Source organism: Sphingomonas sp. R86521 (assembly GCF_042466235.1).
Classification (GTDB): domain Bacteria; phylum Pseudomonadota; class Alphaproteobacteria; order Sphingomonadales; family Sphingomonadaceae; genus Sphingomonas.
In genome coordinates, this window is sequence record NZ_JAXHBY010000001.1 from 3,034,558 (window position 1) to 3,057,850 (window position 23,293).

The 23,293-nt window shown below is 66.7% G+C and carries 25 protein-coding genes; 15 read left to right on the forward strand and 10 right to left on the reverse strand.

Annotated features, from left to right (window positions below; translation table 11 throughout):
• Window positions 1–34: 34 nt before the first annotated feature.
• Both glyS and SJY20_RS14200 read right to left on the reverse strand, forming a co-directional pair.
• Complete coding sequence (gene glyS, locus SJY20_RS14195) at window positions 35–2,362, reverse strand: glycine--tRNA ligase subunit beta (RefSeq protein WP_380787566.1); 2,328 nt, start codon at window positions 2,360–2,362, stop codon at window positions 35–37.
• A gap of 307 nt (window positions 2,363–2,669) precedes the next feature.
• Complete coding sequence (locus SJY20_RS14200; protein WP_380787567.1) at window positions 2,670–3,509, reverse strand: glycine--tRNA ligase subunit alpha; 840 nt, start codon at window positions 3,507–3,509, stop codon at window positions 2,670–2,672.
• A gap of 162 nt (window positions 3,510–3,671) precedes the next feature.
• On the opposite strand from SJY20_RS14200, the gene SJY20_RS14205 reads away from it, so the two are divergent.
• From SJY20_RS14205 to SJY20_RS14220, 4 genes are all read left to right on the forward strand, one after another.
• Entirely contained in the window at window positions 3,672–4,535 is an 864-nt protein-coding gene (locus SJY20_RS14205; RefSeq protein WP_380788715.1) for a TraB/GumN family protein, read from the forward strand.
• A gap of 255 nt (window positions 4,536–4,790) precedes the next feature.
• The gene (locus SJY20_RS14210) at window positions 4,791–5,483 is read left to right on the forward strand and encodes a 50S ribosomal protein L25/general stress protein Ctc (RefSeq protein WP_380787568.1); all 693 of its coding nucleotides are present in this window, start codon (window positions 4,791–4,793) and stop codon (window positions 5,481–5,483) included.
• Window positions 5,484–5,660: 177 nt separating this feature from the next.
• Window positions 5,661–6,230 carry an aminoacyl-tRNA hydrolase gene (gene pth, locus SJY20_RS14215; protein ID WP_380787569.1) on the forward strand — a complete coding sequence of 190 codons (570 nt, stop codon included), beginning with the start codon at window positions 5,661–5,663 and terminating at the stop codon, window positions 6,228–6,230.
• Window positions 6,227–6,847, forward strand: a complete 621-nt coding sequence (locus SJY20_RS14220) for a TIGR02466 family protein (RefSeq protein WP_380787570.1) — start codon at window positions 6,227–6,229, stop codon at window positions 6,845–6,847. Before pth ends, SJY20_RS14220 begins: the two co-directional genes overlap by 4 nt.
• Here SJY20_RS14220 and SJY20_RS14225 read toward each other — a convergent pair.
• Window positions 6,831–7,781: a phosphatase PAP2 family protein gene (locus tag SJY20_RS14225; RefSeq protein WP_380787571.1), complete on the reverse strand. Its 951-nt coding sequence runs from the start codon at window positions 7,779–7,781 to the stop codon at window positions 6,831–6,833. The two genes, SJY20_RS14220 and SJY20_RS14225, sit on opposite strands and share 17 nt — an antisense overlap.
• A 108-nt stretch (window positions 7,782–7,889) precedes the next feature.
• On the opposite strand from SJY20_RS14225, the gene ychF reads away from it, so the two are divergent.
• The 5 genes from ychF (at window position 7,890) to SJY20_RS14250 (ending at window position 13,137) form a co-directional block, all read left to right on the forward strand.
• Window positions 7,890–8,987: a redox-regulated ATPase YchF gene (gene ychF, locus SJY20_RS14230; RefSeq protein WP_380787572.1), complete on the forward strand. Its 1,098-nt coding sequence runs from the start codon at window positions 7,890–7,892 to the stop codon at window positions 8,985–8,987.
• A 433-nt stretch (window positions 8,988–9,420) separates the two neighbouring features.
• Entirely contained in the window at window positions 9,421–9,738 is a 318-nt protein-coding gene (locus SJY20_RS14235) for a hypothetical protein (RefSeq protein WP_380787573.1), read from the forward strand.
• A gap of 50 nt (window positions 9,739–9,788) precedes the next feature.
• A complete protein-coding gene (locus tag SJY20_RS14240; RefSeq protein WP_380787574.1) occupies window positions 9,789–11,204 on the forward strand; it encodes a hypothetical protein in 1,416 nt (471 codons plus the stop codon).
• A gap of 179 nt (window positions 11,205–11,383) precedes the next feature.
• Window positions 11,384–12,682 carry an ectonucleotide pyrophosphatase/phosphodiesterase gene (locus tag SJY20_RS14245; RefSeq protein WP_380787575.1) on the forward strand — a complete coding sequence of 433 codons (1,299 nt, stop codon included), beginning with the start codon at window positions 11,384–11,386 and terminating at the stop codon, window positions 12,680–12,682.
• A gap of 11 nt (window positions 12,683–12,693) precedes the next feature.
• Window positions 12,694–13,137, forward strand: coding sequence for a MaoC family dehydratase (locus SJY20_RS14250; RefSeq protein ID WP_380787576.1), 444 nt, complete (start codon window positions 12,694–12,696; stop codon window positions 13,135–13,137).
• Window positions 13,138–13,150: 13 nt separating this feature from the next.
• On the opposite strand, the gene SJY20_RS14255 is transcribed toward SJY20_RS14250, so the two are convergent.
• The 4 genes from SJY20_RS14255 to petA form a co-directional block, all read right to left on the reverse strand.
• Window positions 13,151–13,813 carry a hypothetical protein gene (locus SJY20_RS14255; RefSeq protein WP_380787577.1) on the reverse strand — a complete coding sequence of 221 codons (663 nt, stop codon included), beginning with the start codon at window positions 13,811–13,813 and terminating at the stop codon, window positions 13,151–13,153.
• A 206-nt stretch (window positions 13,814–14,019) separates the two neighbouring features.
• A complete protein-coding gene (locus SJY20_RS14260; RefSeq protein ID WP_380787578.1) occupies window positions 14,020–14,862 on the reverse strand; it encodes a cytochrome c1 in 843 nt (280 codons plus the stop codon).
• Between the two features lie 21 nt (window positions 14,863–14,883).
• Window positions 14,884–16,182 carry a cytochrome bc complex cytochrome b subunit gene (locus SJY20_RS14265; protein ID WP_380787579.1) on the reverse strand — a complete coding sequence of 433 codons (1,299 nt, stop codon included), beginning with the start codon at window positions 16,180–16,182 and terminating at the stop codon, window positions 14,884–14,886.
• A gap of 10 nt (window positions 16,183–16,192) precedes the next feature.
• Window positions 16,193–16,759 carry a ubiquinol-cytochrome c reductase iron-sulfur subunit gene (gene petA, locus SJY20_RS14270; protein WP_380788717.1) on the reverse strand — a complete coding sequence of 189 codons (567 nt, stop codon included), beginning with the start codon at window positions 16,757–16,759 and terminating at the stop codon, window positions 16,193–16,195.
• A 184-nt stretch (window positions 16,760–16,943) separates the two neighbouring features.
• Between petA and SJY20_RS14275 the strand changes: the two genes are divergently transcribed.
• From SJY20_RS14275 to SJY20_RS14285, 3 genes are all read left to right on the forward strand, one after another.
• Complete coding sequence (locus SJY20_RS14275; protein ID WP_380787580.1) at window positions 16,944–17,396, forward strand: tRNA (cytidine(34)-2'-O)-methyltransferase; 453 nt, start codon at window positions 16,944–16,946, stop codon at window positions 17,394–17,396.
• 173 nt (window positions 17,397–17,569) lie between these two features.
• A complete protein-coding gene (gene hemF, locus SJY20_RS14280) occupies window positions 17,570–18,412 on the forward strand; it encodes an oxygen-dependent coproporphyrinogen oxidase (protein ID WP_380787581.1) in 843 nt (280 codons plus the stop codon).
• Between the two features lie 4 nt (window positions 18,413–18,416).
• Complete coding sequence (locus SJY20_RS14285) at window positions 18,417–19,010, forward strand: GNAT family N-acetyltransferase (RefSeq protein WP_380787582.1); 594 nt, start codon at window positions 18,417–18,419, stop codon at window positions 19,008–19,010.
• Here the strand turns inward: SJY20_RS14285 and SJY20_RS14290 are convergent.
• Together SJY20_RS14290 and SJY20_RS14295 are read right to left on the reverse strand one after the other, a co-directional pair.
• Window positions 18,989–19,741 carry a hypothetical protein gene (locus tag SJY20_RS14290; RefSeq protein WP_380787583.1) on the reverse strand — a complete coding sequence of 251 codons (753 nt, stop codon included), beginning with the start codon at window positions 19,739–19,741 and terminating at the stop codon, window positions 18,989–18,991. The two genes, SJY20_RS14285 and SJY20_RS14290, sit on opposite strands and share 22 nt — an antisense overlap.
• The gene (locus SJY20_RS14295; RefSeq protein WP_380787584.1) at window positions 19,738–20,556 is read right to left on the reverse strand and encodes a hypothetical protein; all 819 of its coding nucleotides are present in this window, start codon (window positions 20,554–20,556) and stop codon (window positions 19,738–19,740) included. Before SJY20_RS14295 ends, SJY20_RS14290 begins: the two co-directional genes overlap by 4 nt.
• Window positions 20,557–20,650: 94 nt before the next feature.
• Between SJY20_RS14295 and lipB the strand changes: the two genes are divergently transcribed.
• The 3 genes from lipB (at window position 20,651) to SJY20_RS14310 (ending at window position 22,564) form a co-directional block, all read left to right on the forward strand.
• Complete coding sequence (lipB, locus tag SJY20_RS14300) at window positions 20,651–21,337, forward strand: lipoyl(octanoyl) transferase LipB (protein ID WP_380787585.1); 687 nt, start codon at window positions 20,651–20,653, stop codon at window positions 21,335–21,337.
• A gap of 90 nt (window positions 21,338–21,427) precedes the next feature.
• A complete protein-coding gene (locus tag SJY20_RS14305) occupies window positions 21,428–21,688 on the forward strand; it encodes a hypothetical protein (protein ID WP_380787586.1) in 261 nt (86 codons plus the stop codon).
• A gap of 177 nt (window positions 21,689–21,865) precedes the next feature.
• On the forward strand, window positions 21,866–22,564 hold the full coding sequence (locus SJY20_RS14310; protein ID WP_380787587.1) for a hypothetical protein: 699 nt from the start codon (window positions 21,866–21,868) through the stop codon (window positions 22,562–22,564).
• 95 nt (window positions 22,565–22,659) lie between these two features.
• On the opposite strand, the gene queE is transcribed toward SJY20_RS14310, so the two are convergent.
• Window positions 22,660–23,292, reverse strand: a complete 633-nt coding sequence (queE, locus tag SJY20_RS14315) for a 7-carboxy-7-deazaguanine synthase (RefSeq protein WP_380787588.1) — start codon at window positions 23,290–23,292, stop codon at window positions 22,660–22,662.
• Between the last annotated feature and the right edge of the window lies 1 nt (window position 23,293).

Sequence of the window (23,293 nt, forward strand, 5' to 3'; positions counted from 1 at the left end):
TTGAGAGTGTTGAGACGCTGGCGCGGTTTTCGCGTTACCCCTCAACCTTCGAAAAGTCGGCTACGTTGTGCACTGCAGCACGGACGCGTTCAAGCAACGCGAGACGGGCGGTGCGCTTGGCGGGTTCGGGGTCGTTGACGATCACGCCCTCGAAGAACGCGTCGATCGGCGCGCGGAGGGTGGCGAGCGCGGCCATCGCTCCGGCGAAATCCTCGGCAGCGATCGCAGCGGTGGCGCGAGGTTCGGCGGAGTCGAGCGCGGTCATCAATGCGGCTTCGGCCGGTTCCGGCGTGTAGGACAGCGGAATCTGCTCCGTCACCCCAGCTTCGTTCGTCACCCCAGCGAAGGCTGGGGTCTCCCGCGGCTCCTGTCCCGCGCCATCGGCAGAGACCCCAGCCTGCGCTGGGGTGACGGCTTTGCTGGAGGTCGCGCCTTCCTTCTTCAGGATATTCGCCGCGCGCTTGTACCCGGCGAGCAGGTTCGCGCCGTCATCGGTGGTCACGAACGCCTGCAACGCATGCACGCGCGCGAGCAGACGGACGAGATCGTCCTCCCCCCCGAGCGCGAATACCGCGTCGATCAGGTCGTGACGAACACCAGCTTCGCGTTGCTGGACTTTGAGGCGGTCGGCGAAGAAGTCGAGGACAGGCTTGCCACTAGTTGCCTTCTTAAACTTTTCGAGCGTCACCCAAAGGGAATCGCTAGCCGCGAATGGAATATCAAAACCAGGCAACTGAATATCTTGTTCGACTGCTAGACGAACCGCAAAAGCTGTAACCTGCCGCAGCGAGAAGCGAAGTCCGTTCCGCGAGATGAGCTGAACAGATCCCAATGTTGCTCTTCGCAAAGCAAACGGATCGCGTGACCCAGTCGGAAATTCTTTGACGCCGAAGAACGTGATGATGGTATCGATCTTGTCCGCCAAGCTCACCGCCACCGTCACTGGATCGGTGGGGACGTCATCGCCCTGCCCGACCGGCTTGTAATGGTCGCGGATTGCGGTGGCGACGGCGGGGTCTTCGCCCTGCGCGGCGGCGTAGTAGCCGCCCATCAGGCCTTGGAGCTCGGGGAACTCGCCGACCATGCCGGTGACGAGGTCCGCCTTGGCGAGACGCGCTGCGCGTTCCGCGAGGGCGGCCAACTGCTCCCTCTCCCCTTCGGGGAGAGGGTTGGGGTGAGGGGCTGTTCCGGGCGCGGCGCTGCTTGGCAGCCCCTCACCCCGGAGGGGAGAGGGAGCAGGACCCACGATGCCCTCTTCCACCAGCCAGCGGGCCAGCTTCGCGACGCGGTCGACCTTGTCGGCCACCGTCCCCAGCTTCTCGTGGAAGACGATCTTCGCCAGCTTCCCGGCCTGTTCGTCGAGCGGCACGCGCAAATCGGTGTCGTAGAAGAACTTCGCATCCGACAGCCGCGCCGCGAGCACTTTCCGGTTACCCTCGACGATCTTCGCGCCGCCGTCCGCCGCCTCGATGTTCGCGGTGCAGACGAACGCGTTCGCCAAGGCACCGTCGGACGTGCGGCAGACGAAGTATTTCTGGTTCACGCGCGCCGTCAGCTGGATCACTTCCGGCGGCACGTCGAGGAAGGCGGGGTCGAACTGGCCGAGCAGCGGTACCGGCCATTCGGTGAGCCCGGCATTCTCGGCGACCAGCCCCTCGTCCTCGACCAGCGCGAGCCCGGCCTGCATCGCGGCTTCGCGGGCGCGGTCGCGGATCAGGTCGGCGCGTTCGTCGTGGTCGACGATGACGTGCGCCATCCGCAGCTTGTCGACATAGTCGTGCGCGCCGCCGATCGTGATCGGGCCGGCATGGTGGAAGCGGTGGCCGAGCGTCGCGGCGCCGCTTTCGATCCCGGCGATCTCGAACGGCACGATCATCTCGCCGAACAGCGCGACGATGCCCTGCAAAGGACGCACCCATTTCAGGCTCTCGGTGGTGGTCGACGCATCGCCCCAGCGCATCGATTTCGGCCAGGGGAAGCCGCGGACGATCATCGGGATCGCCTCGGCCAGCACCGCGGCGGTGGCGCGGCCGGGCTTCTCGGTGACCGCGAAGAGGATGCCGTCACGCTCGACCAGCTGCTCGCGGGTCAGGCCGGTTTTCCGGAGGAACCCTTCCAGCGCCTGCGGGGGCGCGGACGCCTTGGGGCCCTTCACCTCTTCGGAGACGGCGGCGGTCTCGACCGGCAGGTCGCGCGCGATCAGCGTCAGGCGGCGCGGGGTGGCGTAGGTGACGATCTCGGCGGTCGCGATGCCGGCCTTGGCGAGCTCGGCAGTGAACAGCCGCGCGAGGTCGTCGCGTGCCTTCGCCTGCATCCGTGCGGGGATTTCTTCGGAGCGGAGCTCCAACAGGAAATCGGTCATGCAGGCACCATGTCAGCGATCCCCGCGAGCGCTCTTTGCGTCTTTGCGGCTTCGCGTGAAAAAGAAAATGGGATCACGCAAAGGCGCGAAGACGCAAAGGGTCCTTCTCCTCTGCGTCCTCTGCGCCTCTGCGCGCATGATTTTTCGCGCAAAGGCGCAGAGGACGCAGAGAGTGAGAAGGACAGCTTGGTCACCCCAGCGAAGGCTGGGGTCTCGTGCGGCAAGGGCACGACCGACAACCGGGAGATCCCAGCCTTCGCTGGAATGATGGCGTGGGCGGCAGAGCGACGGTTTCCTAAACCGCAGGTCACGCGGCCCATCCGTGCTTGTCCATCCAGGCGGCGCAGGCGCCTTTTGCGAGGTCGCGGACGCGGCCCATATAGGCTTGGCGTTCGGCTACCGAGATGACGCCGCGGGCCTGCAGCAGGTTGAAGATGTGGCTGGCCTTGATCGCCTGCTCGTACGCCGGGATCGGGAGCTTCGCCGCCAGCGAGTTCTCGCATTCGGCGACGTGCTTGCGGAACTGGTCGAACAGCGAGTCGGTGTCCGCGATCTCGAAGTTCCACTTCGACATCTCCTGCTCGTTCTCCAGGAACACCTCGCCGTACGTCACGCCGGCGTCGTTGAACGCCAAGTCGTACACCGAATCCTTGTCCTGGATGTACATCGCGAGCCGCTCCAACCCGTAGGTGAGCTCGCCCGCGACCGGCTTCATGTCGTAGCCGCCCATCTGCTGGAAATAGGTGAACTGCGTCACCTCCATGCCGTCGCACCAGACTTCCCAGCCGAGACCCCAGGCGCCCAGCGTCGGGCTTTCCCAGTCGTCCTCGACGAAGCGGATATCGTGCTTCAGCATGTCGATGCCGATCGCCTTCAGCGACCCCAGATACAGGTCCTGCAGGTCGGCGGGCGACGGCTTCAGGATCACCTGATACTGGTAGTAATGCTGCAGCCGGTTGGGGTTCTCGCCGTAGCGGCCATCGGTCGGGCGGCGGCACGGCTGGACGAAGGCGGCGTTCCACGGGTTGGGCCCGAGCGCGCGCAGCGTCGTCGCGGTGTGGAAGGTCCCCGCCCCCATCTCCATGTCATAGGGCTGGAGGATCAGGCATCCGCGATCGCTCCAATAATCATGGAGCGTCAGGATCATTCGTTGAAAAGACATGCCGGTCACGCGCCGGGCTTTGGCGGATGCGCGCTTTTCAGGCAAGTGGTGCGTTGCGCGCCGCCATCCTACATGGGGGATGCCACCGATGGTAAGGATGAATTCTTGACGTTCAAAAGCCTGCGCGCCGCGCTTTCCGCGTTCGCGATGACCCTTGCGCTGCCCGCCTGCGCGCAGGCCCCCAAGGCCACGCGCGCCGCCAACGAGGCCGATCCGGCGCTGTGGGTGGTGAAGGACAAGGACACCACGATCTATCTGTTCGGGACGATCCATGTGCTGAAGCCCGGCATGACGTGGTTCGACGAGGCGGTGAAGACCGCGTTCGATCGATCGCAGCAGGTCGTGCTCGAACTGGTGATGCCCGATGCGACCAAGATGCAGTCGCTGGTGATGGCGACCGGGGTGTCGCCGAGCGGCCCGACGCTGACCGAGCAGATCCCCGCCGCGAAGCGCGCCGCTTATGCCAAGGCGGTGACCGACCTGGGCCTGCCGGCGAACGCGTTCGATCGCTTCAAGCCGTGGCTGGCCGCGACCAACCTGTCGATCGCGCCGCTGTCGAAGCTCGGCTATGACGCGGCGAACGGGCCCGAGCAGATCATCACCGCGGCGGCGAAGGCGGCGGGCAAGCCGGTGATCGGGCTGGAAACCGCGGAACAGCAGCTCGGCTATTTCGGCAACCTGTCGCAGGGCGCGCAGATGGAGTTCCTGAGCAGCACGATCGACGAGCTGCCCAAGTTGGAAACGACGATGGCGACGATGGTCGACGAATGGGCGAAGGGCGACCCCGAGGCGCTGGCGAGGGAGATGAACGACAGCCTGAAGGATTCGCCCGAAGTGGCGAAAGTGCTGCTGGTTGATCGCAACAAGCATTGGGCGAACTGGGTCGCCGAGCGGATGAAGACGCCGGGGACGGTGTTCGTCGCGGTGGGGGCTGGGCACCTCGCGGGGAAGGACAGCGTTCAGGCGCAGCTGGCGAAGCTGGGGGTGAAGGCGCAGCGGGTTCAGTATTGAGAGGCTTCCGTTCTCCCCCTTCCCCTTCGTCATCCTGACGAAAGTCAGGACCCAGAGCCCCAAGCGGCACCGCGTGTAACCCTGGGTCCTGACTTTCGTCAGGATGACGGAGGTGGTTGGGGCATCGGAGGGACGCCCCGCCAGACCAAACATTGCCTTTCGTCCCCCGTTCGGCTATGCGCGCCAGCTTCCGGTCCATGGTCATCCCTGGAGGCGTGGGCGGGAAAGACAACAAACGAGTTTCGGAGAATACAGATGAGCGACCAGTTGACGCTCGCAGCCGAGACGCGTGACCGGGTTGGCAAGGGAGCCTCCCGGGCGCTGCGTCGTGATGGCCGCGTGCCTGCCGTGATCTACGGCCTGAACAAGGAACCGGATTCGGTTCACCTCGAGGAAAAGGCGCTGATGAAGGCGCTGATGACCGGCCACTTCATGAATTCGGTCGTGATGGTCAACGGCGTGCGCACGCTCCCCAAGGACGTGTCGTTCCACCCGGTCACCGATCGCCCGATCCATGTCGACTTCCTGCGCATCGGCGAGCATTCGACCGTCACCGTCGCGGTGCCGATCGTGTTCACCGACGAGGATGACGCCCCCGGCATCAAGCGCGGCAACGGCGTGCTCAACATCACCCGCCACGAGATCGAACTGGTCGTCGACGCATCCGACATCCCCAGCGAGATCACCATCTCGCTCGCGGGCAAGGAAATCGGCGATTCGATCCACATCAGCGACGTTGCGCTCCCCAAGGGTGCGACGCCGGCGATCGACGACCGCGACTTCGCGATTGCGACGATCGTGCCGCCGACCGTGCCGACCGTCGAGGACGAGCAGCTCGAGGCCGAAGTCGCCGAGGCGCAGGCTGCAGAAGCAGCCGAGCCGACCCCGGTCGAGCCGAACGACGACAACAACGACGACGACAAGATCACCACCCAGAAGAACGACTAAGAGGCTATCCTCTTCGTCTTCGGATGATCTGGCGGGCGGGAGAGCGACACGCTTTCCCGCCCGTTTTCGTAGGTATCCGTCATCCCGGGCTTGTCCCGGGATCCAGGGTTACGGACGGTATCGCTTGAGGCCCTGGATCCCGGGACGAGCCCGGGATGACGCACGTGGAGTTACGACATGCAGATCTGGGCGGGCCTGGGGAATCCGGGCGCACAATATGCAATGCAGCGGCACAATGTCGGCTTCATGGCGGTCGACTCGATCGCCGAGGTGCACGGCTTCGCTCCGCCGAGAAAGCAGTTCCAGGGCTGGACGCAGGAAGGCCGGATCGGCACGCAGAAGATCCTGCTGTTGAAACCCGCGACGTTCATGAACGAGAGCGGGCGCGCGATCGGCGAGGCGCTGCGCTTCTACAAGCTCGAGGTCGACGCGCTGACGGTGTTCCACGACGAGCTCGACATCGCCCCGTTCCGCGTGAAGGTGAAGACCGGCGGCGGGACCGCGGGGCATAACGGGCTGCGATCGACCGACGCGCATCTCGGCCCCGACTTCCGCCGCGTCCGCCTCGGCATCGGCCATCCGGGGCACAAGGATCGCGTCACCGGCTATGTGCTCGGCAACTATGCCAAGGCCGAGATCGATCCGCTGTCCGACATGCTCGGGGCGGTCGCCGCGGAGGCGAAGTGGCTGGCGGAGGGCGACGACGTGCGCTTCATGAACGACGTCGCGCTGAGGCTGGCGGCATGAGCACGCCCCCCTCCAACACCCGGAGCCTGTTCGCGACCCGATTCTACGAGGCGGACCTTGGCGACGCCGACCTGGTAGCCGAACTGGAAGACGCCGCGCTGGACCTGGCGAAGGCCGATCGCGCCGGGATCGCCTGGTCGAAGGCGCATGGCTATCGCGGCTACACCTCCTACGCGTCGCTCAACGACCTGCCGCTGCGCGATCCGCGGTTCGGCGACCTGGTCAGGCTGCTGAACAAGCACGTCGCGGCGTTCGCCAAGGACTGCGCGTTCGATCTCGGCGGCCGGAAGCTGAAGCTCGACAGCCTGTGGGTCAACGTCCTCAAACCGGGCGGCGCGCATTCTGGGCACATCCATCCGCACAGCGTCGTCTCGGGCACGATGTACGTGACCATCCCCAAAGGCGCCGGCGCGCTGAAGCTCGAGGATCCGCGGCTGCCGATGCTGATGGCCGCCCCGCCGCGCGCTGCCGATGCGCCCGAGGACCTCGCCACCTTCGTCTATGCGGTGCCGCACCCCGGCAGCGTGTTCCTGTGGGAAAGCTGGCTGCGCCACGAGGTGGTCGCCAACGCCGCGAAAGGCGAACGGATCAGCATCAGCTTCAACTATCGCTGGTAGGCGGACAGACCCGGCGCATGACCCGCGCCGCCACATACAGCCCGGCAACGGCAACGCCGGTCCCGGTGAGGATGTCGATCAGGTAATGGCCGCCGATCGGCACGGCCGCCGCGAGCATCAGCGCGTTTAGGACGGCGAAGGGCCAGCGCAGCCACCGGATGTCCCAGAACGCACGACCGAGCAGCACGGCGGCGCCCGCATGAAAGCTGGGGAAGGTCACGATCCCGTCCAGCGACCCGAGGCCGATGACCGTCAGCGTGCCGCTGTGCAGTCCTTCGAGGATGGCCGGATTGTACCACGACGCCGCGTGCGGGATGTCGGCCGCGGTAATCCCGAAATAGGCATAGGCGCCGATCGCCGGACAGAAGCCCGATACCAGGACCGCGATGCCCAGCGTCACGACCCAGGACAGCAGGAATTGCCAGATCCGCCGATCGGCGCCGGTCCAGGCGAGCACGACGATCAGCAGATGCGGTTGCCACAGGATGCTGCGGTAGCTCGCGCTGGCCAGCGCATAGGGGCGCCCGGAGCGCGAGAATTCGAGCATCGCCTCGCGCCAGTCGAAACCGGGCAGCATCGCGCGGTCGACCTGCGCGAGCGACGCATCGATCAGCGGATGACCGCTGGCCGCGAGGACGAGCGACAACAGCATCGCGGTCATGCAGACCGCCAGGTACAGCACCCATGCCTCGATCGCGGCGGCAACCCGGACGAATCCGCGCCCGCGCACGCACAGCGCCACCCACACGATCAACGCCAGCGCACCCGCGACGATGCCGAATTCGTCGGCCGCGATCCGCAGTCCCTCGACCGCGAGCAGGACCGGCAGCGCCGCCCATGCAAGCGCCAGACCAGCGTAGACCGGCATCGCGCCGGTCGCGAACACGGGTCGCGTGGCGCGTTCGGGTAGCGCGAGGGAGGACGCGGCGAGCATCGCGGGACCATGCGCGACGACGGTTAACGGGTCGCAAACGGCGCGAGGCTGGCCAACAAAGCCGCCCTGTCCTAAAGCGCGCCCACATTCTTATACCAAGGGCATATCATGGGTTTTCGCTGCGGCATCGTCGGGCTGCCGAACGTCGGCAAGTCCACCCTCTTCAACGCGCTGACGCAGACCGCGGCGGCGCAGGCGGCGAACTATCCGTTCTGCACGATCGAACCGAACGTCGGCAATGTCGGCGTCCCCGACAAGCGGCTCGACCAGCTCGCGCAGATCGCCGGATCGCAGAAGATCATCGAGACGCAGCTTGGCTTCGTCGACATCGCCGGACTGGTCCGCGGCGCGTCGAAGGGCGAAGGGCTCGGCAACCAGTTCCTCGGCAACATCCGCGAAGTCGACGCGATCGTCCACGTGCTGCGCTGTTTCGAGAATGACGACATCCAGCATGTCGACAACAAGGTCGATCCGATCGCCGACGCCGAGACCGTCGAGACCGAGCTGATGCTGAGCGACCTCGAGAGCCTGGAGAAGCGCGTCCCCAACCTCGCCAAGAAGGGCATGCAGGGCGACAAGGAAGCCAAGATCGGCGCCGCGGTGCTGGGCCAGGCGCTCGACCTGCTGCGCGAGGGCAAGCCGGCGCGGCTGACGGTGCCGAAGGACGAGGACGAGGCTCGCGTGTTCGCGCAGGCGCAGCTGATCACCGCCAAGCCGGTGCTCTATGTCTGCAACGTCAACGAGGAAGACGCGGCGGGCGGCAACGCGCTGTCGGCGAAGGTGTTCGAAAAGGCGAAGGCCGAGGGCGCCGAGGCGGTGGTCGTCTCCGCCGCGATCGAGGCCGAGATCGCGACGATGGCGGCCGACGAGCGTGGCGAGTTCCTCGGCGAGCTGGGGCTGACCGAAACCGGCCTGACCCGCGTCATCACCGCGGGCTACAGCCTGCTGCACCTGCTGACCTTCTTCACCGTCGGCCCGAAGGAAGCGCGCGCTTGGACCGTCCACGCGGGCGCGGCCGCCCCTCAGGCGGCGGGCGAAATCCACGGCGATTTCGAAAAGGGCTTCATCCGCGCGGAAACGATCGCGTTCGACGATTATGTCTCGCTGGGCGGGGAATCCAAGGCGCGCGAGGCCGGCAAGCTGCGGGCAGAGGGCAAGACCTATGTCGTCCAGGACGGCGACGTGATGCACTTCCTGCACAGCTGAGGCGGCGCCCGGTTCCCCGGCGCTGGCTGTTCCCCGGCGAACGCCGGGGCCCAGGGTTACAGGCGCTGGCGTTCGTGACCCTGGGCCCCGGCGTTCGCCGGGGAACGGCTAGCGGTACGGCTCGCAGGCGATACCGTCGTCGTTCAGCCCTTCGCGATAACCCGCGAAGGTTGCTACCGACCCAATGGGGACGAGAAGGGCAAAGGCGCGGCTCACCCGGCGATCATGTGCCGCGTTCGTCGACGAACGGTTACTCTCCCAGGAGCAGCGATATCCTTCGATCCTCCCCTTGCAGAGGAGGTGGCAGTCCGCAGGACTGACGGAGGGGTGTCCACGCCAATTGGAAGGTGTCACCCCTCCGTCTGGCTTTGCCAGCCGCCTCCCCTGCAAGGGGAGGATTGTTTGTAGTGGCCGCGCGACCTATCCTGGGACCATGCTCGCTCGCCTGATCCTGGCCCTGCTTCTTGCCGCCTTCGCGCTTCCCGCGTCGGCGCCGGCGGGGTGCCATGATGCCCCGGCGGCTCACGCGATGCCGATGTCCGGGCCGATGTCCGGGCCGATGGATCATGCGCCCGAGCAGAAGGCGACGCCGCCGCATGGCTGCATCGGGTGCGTGCCGCCGTCGAACTGGAGCGCGGCGCGTGTCCTTGGCGCACCGTTCCGCGAGCCGGTGACGCCGATCGAGCGCGCTGCCGTGCTCGACATCGGCGGGACGATCGCGCCCGGCCTGCGCCCTCCGCGACTGGCGTGACCGTACGGGGCCCCCGCCCCGCCGTTCCTGCCTGTCACCGGAGATTTTCGATGTACCGACCGATGTTGCTCGCCGGCGCCGCCGCGAGCCTGATGCTGCCGCATGCCGTGCGGGCCCAGATGGCGATGCCGATGCCCGCCGACCCTGCGCCGACCGACTCCGCGCCAATGAACCATGCCCAGATGGACCATGGAAAGATGGACCACGCGGTCAAGGATCACGCCAGACCCGACCGGATCATGCCCGATCCCGTGATGCCGCCGATGGCGCACGATGCCATGCCCGCCATGCCTGCCATGTCCGAAATGCCCGCGATGACGATGGGCATGGGCGGCGACGCGTACCAGATGGGCAGCGGTACCGCGCGGCTGCCCGGCGCCGAGGGGATGATGCGCGGCAGGATGATCCACGCCGGCGACTGGATGCTGATGGCGCACGGCTATGCCTGGGGCGTCTATACCGACCAGGGCGGCAAGCGCGGATCGGACAAGGCGTTCGTCGAATCGATGGCGATGCTGATGGCCGACCGCGATTACGGCGACCGGGTGCACCTGCAGTTGCGCGGCATGGCCAGCCTGGAGCCCGCGATGGGTGCACGCGGCTATCCCAACCTGTTCGCGACCGGCGAAGTGGCGAACGGCCAGCCGCTGGTCGATCGCCAGCACCCGCACGACCTGGTCATGGAACTGTCCGCACGCGCCGACTACCGGATCGGCGACGGCAGCGTGTTCGTCTATGCCGCGCCGGTCGGCGAGCCGGCGCTGGGCCCGAGCGCATTCATGCATCGCGGCTCGGCGCGCTATCAGCCGCTGTCGCCGATCACGCACCACTGGTTCGATTCGACGCATATCACGTACGGCGTAGTGACGGCGGGCTACCAGACCGGCGCGTTCCAGCTCGAGGGTTCGGCATTCAAGGGTCGCGAGCCCGACGAGTATCGCTGGAACATCGAGAGCCCGAAACTCGATTCCTGGAGTGTCCGCGGGACGTGGACGCCGACCGCGAACTGGGCGCTGCAGGTGAGCCATGGGCGGTTGAACAGTCCCGAGGAAAGCCACCCAGGCGAGGACGAGAACCGCACCACCGCCAGCGTCCAGTACGCAAACGGGGGACTGACCACGACGTTCGCCTATGCGCTGAAAGACCGCGCGCCGGGGCCGGCGTTGAGCGCGTTGCTGGCCGAGGCGACGTGGGAAATCGACCGCCACCACGCGGTCTTTGGCCGGGTCGAGAACGTCGCCAACGACGAGCTCTTCCCGAATGAGGCGGACGCGCTGCACGACCGGACATTCCGGGTGACGAGGGCCGAGACGGGCTATGCGTATCGGATCCCGATCTCGGGGCCGTTCGGCGTCGCGCTGGGCGGGACGGTCGCGGCGTATGCGAAGCCGGCGGCGCTCGACGCGGCTTACGGGGCGCACCCGGTAAGTTGGTCGCTGTTCACGAAGTTCGCGTTGGGACTGTAAGCCACATCGTCATCCCGGGCTCGTCCCGGGATTTAGGGTTACAAAACGCAACGCTTGGGGCCCTGGGTCCCGGGACGAGCCCGGGATGACGGAGATGATGGTGAAAGACGACGGCGCGCGCCTTTCCCTTGTCATCCGAGCGGCGTAGGGGCGCCGGACACCATGCGAGGCCAGCCGCAATGAAGCCTATGATCACCGGACCGTTCGTGCTGCTGCTCGCCGGTTGCGCCTATCCGTATACGCCGCCAGCGCTCGCTCCGATCGCCGCGCCGGCGCCCATGTCGACGGCCGCCACCGCCGCCGCACCCGCAGCCGCGCCCGTCACCATCCTCGTCTCGATCGACGGGTTCCGCCCCGATTATCTCGACCGCGGCGTCACGCCGCGGTTGTCGCAACTGGCGGCGCAGGGCGTGGCTGGGTCGATGCGGCCGTCGTTCCCCTCGAAAACCTTCCCCAATCACTGGACGCTGGTGACCGGGCTGGTGCCCGACCATCACGGCATCGTCGGCAACGACATGGAGGATCCGGCACGCGCGACCGCGCCGTTCACGCTCGCCAACGACGACCCGTTCTGGTGGAACGCCGCCGAGCCGATCTGGGTCACCGCGGAAAAGGCCGGAATCCGCACCGCGACCGAGTTCTGGCCGGGCGCCAGCATCGCCTGGGGATCGACCCAGCCGAAGAACAACCACGGCATCGTCCCCGGCGGGGAGCGGCCGCGGGACTGGGCCGATTTCAACGCCAACATCTCCGGCCCGCAGCGCGTCGATGCGGTGATCGACTGGCTCCGGCGTCCGGCCGCGACACGGCCGCGCTTCGTCACGCTCTATTTCGATACCGTCGACAGCGCCGGGCACGACGAGGGTCCCGACGGTCCGGCGGTGACCGCGGCGGTCGCCGACGTGGATGGCTCGATCGGGCGACTGGTCGACGGCATCGCCGCGCTGGGACAGACCGCGAACCTGGTGATCGTCTCGGACCACGGCATGGCCCCGACGTCGAGCACGCGCGTGATCGCGCTCGATACGATCGCGAACCCGGCCGACTATCACACCGTCGAGACCGGTCCGTATGCGACGCTGGCGCCGGTTCCGGGTCACGAGGCGGCGCTGGCGGCGGCGTTGCTGAAACCGCATCCGCACATGACCTGCTATACGAAGGCACAGGTCCCGGCACGGCTGCGCTATGGCAGCAATCCGCGCGTGCCGCCCTATCTGTGCATGGCGGACGACGGCTGGCTGGTGCTCAAGACCACGCCCGCCAAGCCGTTCACCGGCGGCAACCATGGCTATGACAATGCCCAGCCCGACATGGCCGCGCTGTTCATCGCCAACGGTCCGGGGTTTGCCGCGGGCAAGCGCATCGCGCGGTTCGACAATGTCGATGTCGCACCATTGCTGCGCGACTTGATCGGGCTTCCGGCCGCGACGGGACTGGACGGCAGCGATGCGCGGTTCAAGAGTGTCCTGAAACGCTAGAGAGGGATCGAATGCGCTATTTCGACGATATCGAGGTCGGCAGTACCGCGTCGTTCGGCGCCTATGCCGTGACCCGCGAAGAGGTCATCGCGTTCGCGCAGAAATACGATCCGCAGCCGTTCCACCTGTCGGACGAGGCCGCCGCCCGCACCCATTTCAAGCGGCTGGCGGCGAGCGGTTGGCATACCGCGTCGATGACGATGGCGATGCTGGTTGATTACCTGAAGGTCGATCCGCAGGCGGGGCTGGGATCGCCGGGGATCGACGAGCTGCGCTGGTTGAAGCCGGTCTACCCCGGCGACACGCTGCGTTGCGAGACCGAGATACTGGAGACCCGGGCCTCGGCCTCGCGTCCCGAGATGGGGATCTACAAGAGCCGGATGTCGGTGTTCAACCAGGACGACGTGAAGGTCATGACGTTCGTGTCCAACATCATGATCGCCACGCGTACCTGATCAAACGCGCGGGTTAGCGCCGCCCGCGTCCGCCGCCCCCGCGATAGCCGCCACCGCCGCCACGGAATCCGCCACCGCGATAGCCCTGGCTCGCGCCGCTCGGGCGGTTGCCGTTGTAGGTGCCACGCACGGTCGGCTGGCCGCCCTGTTGCGATTGCGGCTGCACGGCCTGTGCCGCGTCGGGTCGCGGTCCGCGGCCGTACTGGCCACGCGGCCCGCCGCGGTTGCCCTGGTAGTTGCCGGGGATGCCGTCGCCCCGCCCGTCGCCCCGTCCACCACCGCGGACGCCATCGCGCCCACCACGGTTGAAGCCGCCCCAGTTGCCGCGAGTGCCGCCTCGATCGTTGCCGCGGTACTGTTGCCGGCCCTGCCAATAGCGCTGCTGGTCGCCGTTCCAGCGATGGGGACGCTGGTAGCGGTCGTAGACATAGCCGCCCGACCCCGGATAATAATAATCGCCGTACCAGCCGTAATAGGATCCGAGCCCGCCATAGCCGAGACCACCGTAACCGAGCCCGTCGCCGTAGCCCGCGCCATAGTAACTGCCGCCGCCATAATAGGGGTCGCTGGCGTACCCGACGCCGGCACCACCATAGCCATAGCCGTCGGTGCACCCGCCCAGGCCTATCGCCATGCCGACTGCGAGCGCGACTGCGCCGATCCGATTGAACGTCATCGAAATTCTCCCATACGATGGAGAGCGGACACAACGCGCCGCCATTGATCGTAGAACAAGTGCGGGGTGTCGATGTTCCAGTCACACCGGATCGGCCACGAACGCAAGCCTTCGTCAGGTCCAGACGTTACCGGTACGCGCGGGCGCCCAAACGCAAAACGCCGGGCACCAGGCCCGGCGTTTCGGTCGATCGGTATCCGTCAGCCTCAGTGCTTAACGTCTCGCCAGACGTTCTGATACGCGCCCCAGGCCAGGCCGCAGAAGATCAGGATGAACAGGATCGACGCGAACCCGGCGGCGTGGCGTGCCTCAAGGTTAGGCTCGGCGGTCCAGGTCAGGAACGCCGCGACGTCGGTCGACATCTGCTCGACGGTCGCCTTGGTCCCGTCGGCATAGGTCACCTGGCCATCGGACGTCAGCGGCGGCGGCATCGCGATGTTGAGGTTCGCGAAATACGGGTTGTAGTGCAGCCCCTGCGGCGTCTTCGCGTCGGGGAACTCCTTCAGCATCGCGGGCGACTGCTTCTGGTATCCGGTGATCAGCGAGTGGACATAGGCCGGGCCTTCCTCACGCGCCTTGGTGATCAGCGACAGGTCGGGCGGCAGCGCATTGTTGTTGGCGGCGCGGGCGGCGATCTCGTTGGCGAACGGCGACGGGAAATGATCGCTCGGGATGTTCTTGCGGGTCGCGGGCTCGCCGGTCTCCGGGTTGATCGACGGCTGCTCGATCACCCACTGGTTGGCGATCGCCTTCACTTCCGGCTCGCTATAGCCGATCTTCTGCAGGTCGCGGAACGCGACGAGGCGCAGCGAGTGGCAGGCCGAACAGACTTCCTTGTAGACCTGGAAGCCGCGCTGGACCTGGCGACGGTCGAACTTGCCGAACACGCCGTTCGACGCGAGCTCCAGCTCCTTCGGATGGAGATGATAGCGGCTCTCCGCGGTCGGTGCGACGGGGTCCTTGATGGCCCCGTACACGCTGCCGAAGAGCGCGATGCCCAGCACCAGCACGAACGCGGCGCCGACCAGGGATGCGATGAGACGAACCATGTATTTATCCTCGAGTTCGTATCAGTGCGCAGGGTTGGGCGAGAGAGCGGTCTTGGCCGGGCTGGTCCCGCCCCGCTTCTGCAACACCGCCTCGGTGATCGAATTGGGCAGCGGGCGCGGTCGCTCCAGCCGGGAGATGATCGGCAGGATGATCAGGAAATGCGCGAAGTAATAGGCCGCGCAGATCTGGCTGAGGATCACGTAAAACGCGTTGGCGGGGGCGCCGCCGCAATAGCCCAGGATCAGGATGTCGGCGACCAGCACCCAGAACGCGATCCGCGCCTTGGGCCGGAAATTGTTCGACCGCACCGGCGAGCTGTCCAGCCAGGGCAGGAAGAACAGCAGCAGGATCGAGCCGAACATCGCCAGCACGCCCCACAGCTTCGCCGGAAGGATGAAGTCCGCGGTGAAGGCACGCAGGATCGCGTAGAACGGCCAGAAATACCATTCGGGAACGATGTGCGCGGGGGTCGAAAGCGGGTTCGCCGGAATGTAGTTGTCCGGGTGACCGAGATAGTTCGGGAAGAAGAACAACAGGCTCGCGAACACCAGCATGAAGATGCCGAGCCCGAAGCCGTCCTTCGCGGTGTAATAGGGGTGGAACGGCACGGTATCCTGCTCGCCCTTCACCTCGACACCCGTCGGGTTGTTCGACCCCGGGATGTGCAGCGCCCAGATGTGCAGGATGATCACGCCCGCGATCACGAACGGCAGCAGGTAATGCAGCGAGAAGAAGCGGTTGAGCGCGGCGTCGTCGGGCGCGAACCCGCCCAGCAGCCAGACGCGGATGGTGTCGCCGACCAGCGGGATCGCCGAGAAGAACCCGGTGATGACCTGCGCGCCCCAGAAGCTCATCTGCCCCCAGGGGAGCACATAGCCCATGAACGCGGTCGCCATCATCAGCAGGAAGATCGTCACGCCGAGCAGCCACACCATCTCGCGCGGGGCCTTGTACGAGCCGTAGTACAGCCCGCGGAAGATGTGCGTGTAGACCACGATGAAGAACATCGATGCGCCATTGGCGTGCGCATAGCGCAGGAACCAGCCGGCGTTGACGTCGCGCATGATGTGCTCGACCGAATCGAACGCGACCCCGCCATTCGCCGCATAATGCATCGCGAGCACGACGCCGGTGACGATCTGGATCGCCAGCGCGGCGCCGGCGAGCACGCCGAAGTTCCAGAAATAATTGAGGTTGCGCGGCACCGGATAGCCCGCGCCGATGGCGTTGTAGGCGAGACGCGGCAACGGCAGCTTCTCGTCCAGCCACCGCATCAGCGGGACTTTCGGTTCGTACTGCTTGGCCCAGGGAAAGCTCATGGTCGTTTCCTCAGCCTACCGTGACGACGGTGTCGGAGTTGAAGGCGTATTCCGGCACGTGCAGGTTCTGCGGTGCGGGACCTTTGCGGATGCGGGCGGCGGTGTCGTAAGCCGAACCGTGGCACGGGCAGAAATAGCCGCCGAACGGGCCCTTGTTCTCGCCCTCGCCGGCGCCGAGCGGCACGCAGCCCAGATGGGTGCAGACGCCCAGCGTGATCAGCCAGTTCTTCTTGCCCGCCTTGGTGCGCTGTTCCAGCGTCTGGGGATCGCGCAGCGTCGAGATATCGACGGCGTCGGCCTCCTGGATTTCCTTTGGCGTCAGGTTGCGCACGAACAGCGGCTGCTTGCGGAACGACGTCTTGATCGCCTGGCCCGGCAGGATCTTGGACAGGTCGATCTCGGTGGTCGCCTGTGCCAGCACGTCGGCGCTGGGGTTCATCTGGTTGATCAGCGGCAGCACGATCGCAACCGCACCGACACCAGCGAACGACACCGCGGCAATGTTGATGAAGTCGCGGCGGCGCGGATCATGCGAGCCCTGCTCCAACGACTCGGGCATCTCGCCTGGGGGAACCATGTCGTCGACAGCCGCCATCTATCTCGCCCTTGCACCTAATCTTATCGTGACAGGCCGGCGCGGTCCGAAGTCCGGGCGCCCCCCTGCCCAACCATCCTCACGGAAGTTGCTGTCTGATAGACGGCGACATCGTGCTTTGCCAACAGCATTTTGTTCCGCGGCCCGGCGCGTTACAGCCACGGCGATGCGCATTGCCTTGTACGAACCCGATATCGCCGCGAACGTCGGCGCCATCCTGCGGACCGCGACCTGCCTGGGCGTGCCGGTCGACCTGATCGAGCCGATGGGGTTTCCGTGGAGCCGCCAGGCGATGGCGCGATCGGGGATGGACTATGCCGACGCGGCCGAAGTCACCCGCCACGTCGACTGGGCGGCGTTCGAGGCGAGCGCGCGCGGGCGGATCGTGCTGTTGACGACGAAGGGGGCGACGCCGTTGTGGGACACGCAGTTCCGCGAAGACGACGTGCTGCTGCTCGGATCGGAGGGGCGCGGCGTGCCGGAGACCGTTCACGCGCGCGCGGACCTGCGTCTGGTGATCCCGATGCGTCCGGGGTTTCGCTCGCTCAACATCGGGGTGTCGGCGGCGATGGTGCTGGGCGAAGCGCTGCGGCAGACGCGGCACGCGGCGGGATCGTAACCGCCCCTTCTACGTCATCCCGGGCTTGTCCCGGGATCCAGGGTAACAAGGCGCGACGTGTGTGGCCCTGGATCCCGGGACGAGCCCGGGATGACGGGGGGGAGGGGGAATGACGGACGCGTAGACAATCCGTCCCCTCCCCCCGGGGCGCCGACTTTGATACATGCGCCCCCATGACCCCGCTCGACCCCCAGCAAGCCGGCGCCCGAACCTGGTTCGAATCGCTCCGCGACCGCATCTGCGCTGAATTCGAGGCGATCGAGCGCGAGGCGGGCTCCGACGCGTCGTTCGGCTACACGCCGTGGGACCGCGTCGATCCGTCGGGCGAGCCCGGCGGCGGCGGGGTGCGCGGGGTGATGAAGGGGAAGGTGTTCGAAAAGGTCGGCGTCAACGTCTCGACCGTCGGCGGCACCTTCGAGGGTGAGTTCGCCAAATCGATCAACGGCGCCGGCGAGGACCCGCGCTTCTCCGCCACCGGGATCAGCCTGGTCGCGCACATGGCCAATCCGCATGTGCCCGCGGTGCACATGAACACCCGCTTCCTGACCACCACCAAGCGCTGGTTCGGTGGCGGCGCCGATCTCAACCCGCCGCTACCGATCGCGGAGGATACCGACTTCTTCCACGCCACCTTCAAGGCGGCGTGCGACGTCCACGACCCGAGCTACTATCCGCGCTTCAAGGAATGGGCGGACACCTACTTCTATATCCCGCACCGTCAGGTCCATCGCGGCGTCGGCGGCATCTTCTACGATCATCTCGACGGCGATTTCGACGCGGATTTCGCGCTGACCCGCGATGTCGGCGATGCGTTCCTGGCGAGCTATCCGGCGATCGTGCGGCGCCGGATGGACACGCCGTTCGACGCCGACGATATCGCCGCGATGCTGGCGTGGCGCGGCCGCTACGCCGAATTCAACCTGGTCTATGACCGCGGCACGTCGTTCGGGCTGAGGACGGGGGGCAACGTCGATGCGATCCTGATGAGCCTGCCCCCGGTCGCCACATGGGCGTGACCGGATGGCGCTGATCCCGGTCGCCGACGACCAGCTCGCGACGATCGTCACCACGCTGGAGATGCGCCGGCGCCCGCCGTTGCGCCCGGTCCCGGCGTCGCGGTTCCGGCTGGTGCGCTGGGACCATCCCGCGCTCGACCGGTATCGCACGCTGTTCGCGCGGGTCGGGGCACCGTGGCTGTGGTTCTCGCGGCTGACGATGACCGATGCCGCGCTGTCCGCGATCATCCACGACGACGGGATCGCGGTGTACGCGGTGGTCGATGCGGCGGGGATCGAGATCGGCATGGTCGAGCTCGACTTTCGCACCGCGGGGACGTGCGAAATCTCGTATTTCGGGCTGGTCCCCGAACTCGCCGGGCAGGGCCATGGTCGCTGGCTGATGGCAGAGACGCTTGCCCGCGCCTGGGCCAAGGGGGTGGAGCGCGTGTGGCTGCACACCTGCACGCTGGACCACCCAGCCGCGCTCGGCTTCTACCGGGCGCAGGGGTTTGCGGCGATCAAGCGGACGATCGAGACGTTCCAGGATCCACGCGCGTTCGGGCTGCTGCCGGTCGAGTCCGCGCCGCAGATCCCCTATCTGGCGAGCCGCCGATAGGCCGAGATCGCGATCAGCGCCATCGCCAGTCCCGCGGCCATCGCCGCCGCCGCCGCGCCGGCATCGACCAGCGCCAGCACCACCGGGTTTTCCTGCGCGTTGGTGCGCATCCAGCGGTCGATCATCATGAACGGCTCGCCGATGATCCACCCGCTGATATAGCTGAACGCCGCCAGCCCCATCAGCGGCAGCCCCGATCCGCGGGTCAGCGTCAGGCTGCGGCGGATCGCCGCGAACGCCCCGATCGGACTGTCCGCGAACAGTGCCGGCCCGGTCAGCATCGTCCTGCCGAGGATGTACAGGCCGGGCAGCGCATACAGCAGCAGCCCCGCCCCGGCCGGCAACGACACCAGCACCATCGCCAGCAGATAGCGCGGGAACAGCGTCGCCGACCGCTTCATCGCAGTGGCAATATCGAGCCCCTGCTCGCCCTGGCTGCGATCGAGATACAGCGCATAGAACAGCGAGGTCCCGAAGAAGCTGATCGCATAGGCGAGGCCGTACCAGCCGCCATTGGCGCTGGCCCAGGCGGTGACCTGATCGGCCCAGACCAGCGCCTGCGCCTGGTTGTTGCTGGCCCCGGCCACCGGCATCGGCGGATCGGGCACGACCAGCGCCAGCGCGAACGCCGGCAGGAACAGGAACGGCGCCGCGATCCGCAGCAACAGGTCGCGGTCGCGCTTGAACAGCGCCCAGGCGTCGGTCAGGACGGTCGCGAAGTCGAGTTTCATTCGGATGTCGGTGCCCCGGCTGATGCTACATACAGGCGCGCGATGAAGACTGCGGCGACCGCGGTGAACCCGGCCGAGACCAGGGTGACGGCGACGCTGGTCGGGAAGTTCGCCGCCTTGCCAAGGACCAGACCCAGGGTCACGCCGACGACGGCCTGCACCGCCTTGGTGCCGATCGTGACGACGATCGTGAACAGCACGAATACGCCGATGATCCGCCAGGTCATGCCGCGGGTGAGCGCGATCGAGCGGCGGATCGCGCCGAGCCCGAGGCGTTCGTTGAGGATGATCGGGTACAGCAGCACCAGCCGTGCCGCGACCCACAGGATCGCGATGCTCAGGATGAGGACATAGAGCGATGCGAAGACCGCAGCGCCGGCCGAAGGCATGTTGGCGCTTGCGGCGCTGCCTTCTGCGAGCATGAGCGAGAAATCGAACCCCGACCAGGCCAGCGCGAGGATCGGCGGCACCAGCGCGACGATCATGACCAGGCCGATCAGGAAGGTGATCCCGAACGCCGGCAACAGCCGTGCGCGGGCCTGCCGGCCGGCTTCCGCGCGGGTCGTCGCGGGATCGGTCGCGATGGCAGCGATCGCGAGGTGCGCCCAGGTCGAGAACAGCAGCGCGACCACCGACAGTACCGATCCGACGACGAGGTATGCGAAGACCACCGATGCCATGACCGAATAGAGCACGACCGTATCGCGGATAACCGCAGGCAGAAACAGGCCGAGCAGCGCGACCGTCGCGATCATCCCCGCGCGGCCCGACAGCACCTCGACCGTGCGGTCCCAGACGTTCCCCATTCTTACCATGTCGCACTCCCGTTACGCCGTGCGCGACGTAGCCGAAGCCCCGCCGATTGACCACATGGTTGCAACCATCCGCCGCACTGCGCAGATGGGGGCCATGACGCAGCTTCCGCCCCCCCTGCCCGACGACATCGAATGGCGCGTCAGCGCCGGCCTGACCGCCTATGATGTCGCGCTGGTCGAGATGGAGGCGCGCGCCGCCGGGGTCACCGACGGCACCGCGCGGGAACTCATCTGGCTGCTCGAACACCCGCCGGTCTATACCGCAGGCACCAGCGCGGATCCGATCGACCTGCTCGACGCGCGCTTCCCGGTGATTGCGACCGGGCGGGGCGGCAAATACACCTATCACGGGCCCGGCCAGCGGATCGGCTATGTCGTGCTCGACCTGGCCCGACGCGGGCGCGACGTCCGGCGCTACGTCCACGCACTCGAGGCCTGGGTGATCGCCGCGCTGGCCGAGATCGGGGTCGAGGCCTTCGCCATCCCCGGCCGGGTCGGGATCTGGACGCTCGACCACCGCAATTTCGGCGGCCGCGAGGCAAAGATCGGCGCGATCGGCGTTCGGGTGCGGCGCTGGGTCACGCTCCACGGCTTCGCGGTCAACGTCGATCCCGATCTGTCGCACTTTTCGGGCATCGTGCCGTGCGGCCTGCCCGACCCGGTTACCAGCCTGAAAGCGCTCGGCATTCCGGCCAGCCACGCAACCTTTGACGACGCGCTTGCGTTGACGGCGGGAGCATTCGCTGAAACACTTTCTTTGGCGTCCGAAAACGGCGCTTGAGACCAAGGCGTTATCGGATTAATGTCCACTGTGATTTGGGTATTAAGGTCAAACAGGCCCGACCAGATCCTCTATCTAGGGAGCTTCCATATGCGTTCACTGATTTCCAAGGTTCTGACGGGTTCGATGATCGCCGCCGCCGCACTGGCAGTTTCGGCTTGCGGTCCGAAGACCGAGACCACGACCGACAACACGATGGTCACCGACATGAACGCCACCGAGGGCATGGACACCATGACCGACAACATGACCGCCGTCGACGGCGCGTCGAACGGTGGCATGATGGCCAACGACAGCATGATGGCGAACGACACGATGATGTCGAACGCTACCACGACCAACGCGATGTAATTTCCCTAACCGGAAATTATGATGCGGAAGGGCCGCCCGGGCAACCGGGCGGCCCTTTTCGTATGTCCGTCCCGTTACGCCTTCCACCGGTCGGCGATCTTGGTTAAATGGCTTTGGGAACGGGCGCAAAACACGCTAGATTCCCGATGCTTGGGATTGCCCCGGGGAGGTTTCGAAATGAAGGTGTTGCGTATCGCGCTCGCGGTGTGCGCCGGGTCGGGCGTGCTGGCTCTGGCGGCTCCTGCGTCCGCGCAGTTTTTCATGCAGTCGCACGACTTTAGCGCCGCTGCCGTAGACGGCACCGAAGATGGCCTGGGCCAGGCGATGCCCGGCGCGACCAAGGCCGAGCAGCGCGCCGCGCTGGTCTGGCACATGCGCGCCGCGCTCAACGTCGCCGCGCTGCAATGCCAGTTCGAACCGACCTTGCTGACCGTCGACAACTACAATGGCGTGATCGCCGATCACGCCGTCGAGCTGAAGGGCGCGTTCGACACGCTGGGGAAGTACTTCACGAGAACCAACAAGACCGCGAAGGCCGGCCAGACCGCGCTCGACCAGTTCGGCACCCGCACCTATTCGAGCTTCGCCACCGTCGCTGCGCAATATGGTTTCTGCCAGACCGCGGCTTCGATCGGCCGCGACGCACTGTTCACGCCGCGCGGCGCGTTCGGCGACCTCGCGATGGCGCGCTCGCGCGAGCTGCGCAACAGCCTGACACCTTGGGGCGAGCAGCGCTTCCCGCGCTACATCGGTCGCGACCGGGTGAACAAGCCGCGGCTCGACGAGATCTGCTGGAACAAGAAGGGCGAGTGGGTCGAGAAGAAGTGCGGCGCGCAGAACTGGCCGCCCGCCGGGGTTGGCGTGGCGCAGCGGTAACTCCGTCATCCCGGGCTTGTCCCGGGATCCAGGGTTATGGGCGTTGGCGCTTGGCACCCTGGGTCCTGACGTTCGTCAGGATGACGTAGGCGGGGTTAGCGCAGGCCCAGCAGCTTGTGCGTCTGCAGCGACAACCGCCATGCCGGCCGCCGCATCACCATCTCGACGCACGCCTCGCGGTTGGCGTCGGCATGGCGATCGTCGAGCGGCTGCAGCAAGCGATGCGCGAAGTCCCAGCCCTCGACCGCGACGATGTCCGTTCCCGGCTGTGGCCAGACCAGCTTCAGCTCGTCGCCGGTCCGCTGCACGACCACGCTGCCGGCCTTCGGGCTGATGCACACCCAGTCGATCCCCGGATGCGCCGCGATCGTGCCGTTGCTCTCCACCGCGATGCGGAACCCGTGCGCGTGGAGCGCATCGACGACGGCGTCGTCGATCTGCAGCATCGGCTCGCCACCGGTCAGGACGACGAAGCGGTCGGCCTCGCCCTCGCCCCAGAACCCGGCGACTGCCGCCGCCAGCGCGCCGGCATCGGCGAACTTGCCGCCGCCCAGCCCATCGGTGCCGACGAATTCGGTATCGCAGAACTTGCAGACCGCGGTCGCGCGGTCCTGTTCGCGCCCCGACCACAGATTGCATCCCGCAAAGCGCACGAACACCGCACGGCGCCCGGCGTTCACCCCTTCGCCCTGCAGCGTCAGGAACATTTCCTTGACCGCGTAGCTCATG

Excerpts from the sequence above, each read along its gene's own strand:
- SJY20_RS14200 (WP_380787567.1), bottom strand. The coding sequence starts at position 3,509 with ATGATCCTGACGCTCCATGATTATTGGAGCGATCGCGGATGCCTGATC.
- SJY20_RS14210 (WP_380787568.1), top strand. The coding sequence starts at position 4,791 with ATGAGCGACCAGTTGACGCTCGCAGCCGAGACGCGTGACCGGGTTGGC.
- SJY20_RS14235 (WP_380787573.1), top strand. The coding sequence starts at position 9,421 with ATGCTCGCTCGCCTGATCCTGGCCCTGCTTCTTGCCGCCTTCGCGCTT.
- SJY20_RS14310 (WP_380787587.1), top strand. The coding sequence starts at position 21,866 with ATGAAGGTGTTGCGTATCGCGCTCGCGGTGTGCGCCGGGTCGGGCGTG.
- SJY20_RS14305 (WP_380787586.1), top strand. The coding sequence starts at position 21,428 with ATGCGTTCACTGATTTCCAAGGTTCTGACGGGTTCGATGATCGCCGCC.
- hemF (WP_380787581.1), top strand. The coding sequence starts at position 17,570 with ATGACCCCGCTCGACCCCCAGCAAGCCGGCGCCCGAACCTGGTTCGAA.
- SJY20_RS14205 (WP_380788715.1), top strand. The coding sequence starts at position 3,672 with ATGACCCTTGCGCTGCCCGCCTGCGCGCAGGCCCCCAAGGCCACGCGC.
- SJY20_RS14240 (WP_380787574.1), top strand. The coding sequence starts at position 9,789 with ATGTACCGACCGATGTTGCTCGCCGGCGCCGCCGCGAGCCTGATGCTG.
- SJY20_RS14245 (WP_380787575.1), top strand. The coding sequence starts at position 11,384 with ATGAAGCCTATGATCACCGGACCGTTCGTGCTGCTGCTCGCCGGTTGC.
- SJY20_RS14285 (WP_380787582.1), top strand. The coding sequence starts at position 18,417 with ATGGCGCTGATCCCGGTCGCCGACGACCAGCTCGCGACGATCGTCACC.
- SJY20_RS14260 (WP_380787578.1), bottom strand. The coding sequence starts at position 14,862 with ATGGTTCGTCTCATCGCATCCCTGGTCGGCGCCGCGTTCGTGCTGGTG.
- SJY20_RS14275 (WP_380787580.1), top strand. The coding sequence starts at position 16,944 with ATGCGCATTGCCTTGTACGAACCCGATATCGCCGCGAACGTCGGCGCC.
- SJY20_RS14255 (WP_380787577.1), bottom strand. The coding sequence starts at position 13,813 with ATGACGTTCAATCGGATCGGCGCAGTCGCGCTCGCAGTCGGCATGGCG.
- glyS (WP_380787566.1), bottom strand. The coding sequence starts at position 2,362 with ATGACCGATTTCCTGTTGGAGCTCCGCTCCGAAGAAATCCCCGCACGG.
- lipB (WP_380787585.1), top strand. The coding sequence starts at position 20,651 with ATGACGCAGCTTCCGCCCCCCCTGCCCGACGACATCGAATGGCGCGTC.
- SJY20_RS14265 (WP_380787579.1), bottom strand. The coding sequence starts at position 16,182 with ATGAGCTTTCCCTGGGCCAAGCAGTACGAACCGAAAGTCCCGCTGATG.
- SJY20_RS14290 (WP_380787583.1), bottom strand. The coding sequence starts at position 19,741 with ATGAAACTCGACTTCGCGACCGTCCTGACCGACGCCTGGGCGCTGTTC.
- petA (WP_380788717.1), bottom strand. The coding sequence starts at position 16,759 with ATGGTTCCCCCAGGCGAGATGCCCGAGTCGTTGGAGCAGGGCTCGCAT.
- SJY20_RS14250 (WP_380787576.1), top strand. The coding sequence starts at position 12,694 with ATGCGCTATTTCGACGATATCGAGGTCGGCAGTACCGCGTCGTTCGGC.
- SJY20_RS14295 (WP_380787584.1), bottom strand. The coding sequence starts at position 20,556 with ATGGTAAGAATGGGGAACGTCTGGGACCGCACGGTCGAGGTGCTGTCG.
- queE (WP_380787588.1), bottom strand. The coding sequence starts at position 23,292 with ATGAGCTACGCGGTCAAGGAAATGTTCCTGACGCTGCAGGGCGAAGGG.
- SJY20_RS14225 (WP_380787571.1), bottom strand. The coding sequence starts at position 7,781 with ATGCTCGCCGCGTCCTCCCTCGCGCTACCCGAACGCGCCACGCGACCC.
- SJY20_RS14220 (WP_380787570.1), top strand. The coding sequence starts at position 6,227 with ATGAGCACGCCCCCCTCCAACACCCGGAGCCTGTTCGCGACCCGATTC.
- pth (WP_380787569.1), top strand. The coding sequence starts at position 5,661 with ATGCAGATCTGGGCGGGCCTGGGGAATCCGGGCGCACAATATGCAATG.
- ychF (WP_380787572.1), top strand. The coding sequence starts at position 7,890 with ATGGGTTTTCGCTGCGGCATCGTCGGGCTGCCGAACGTCGGCAAGTCC.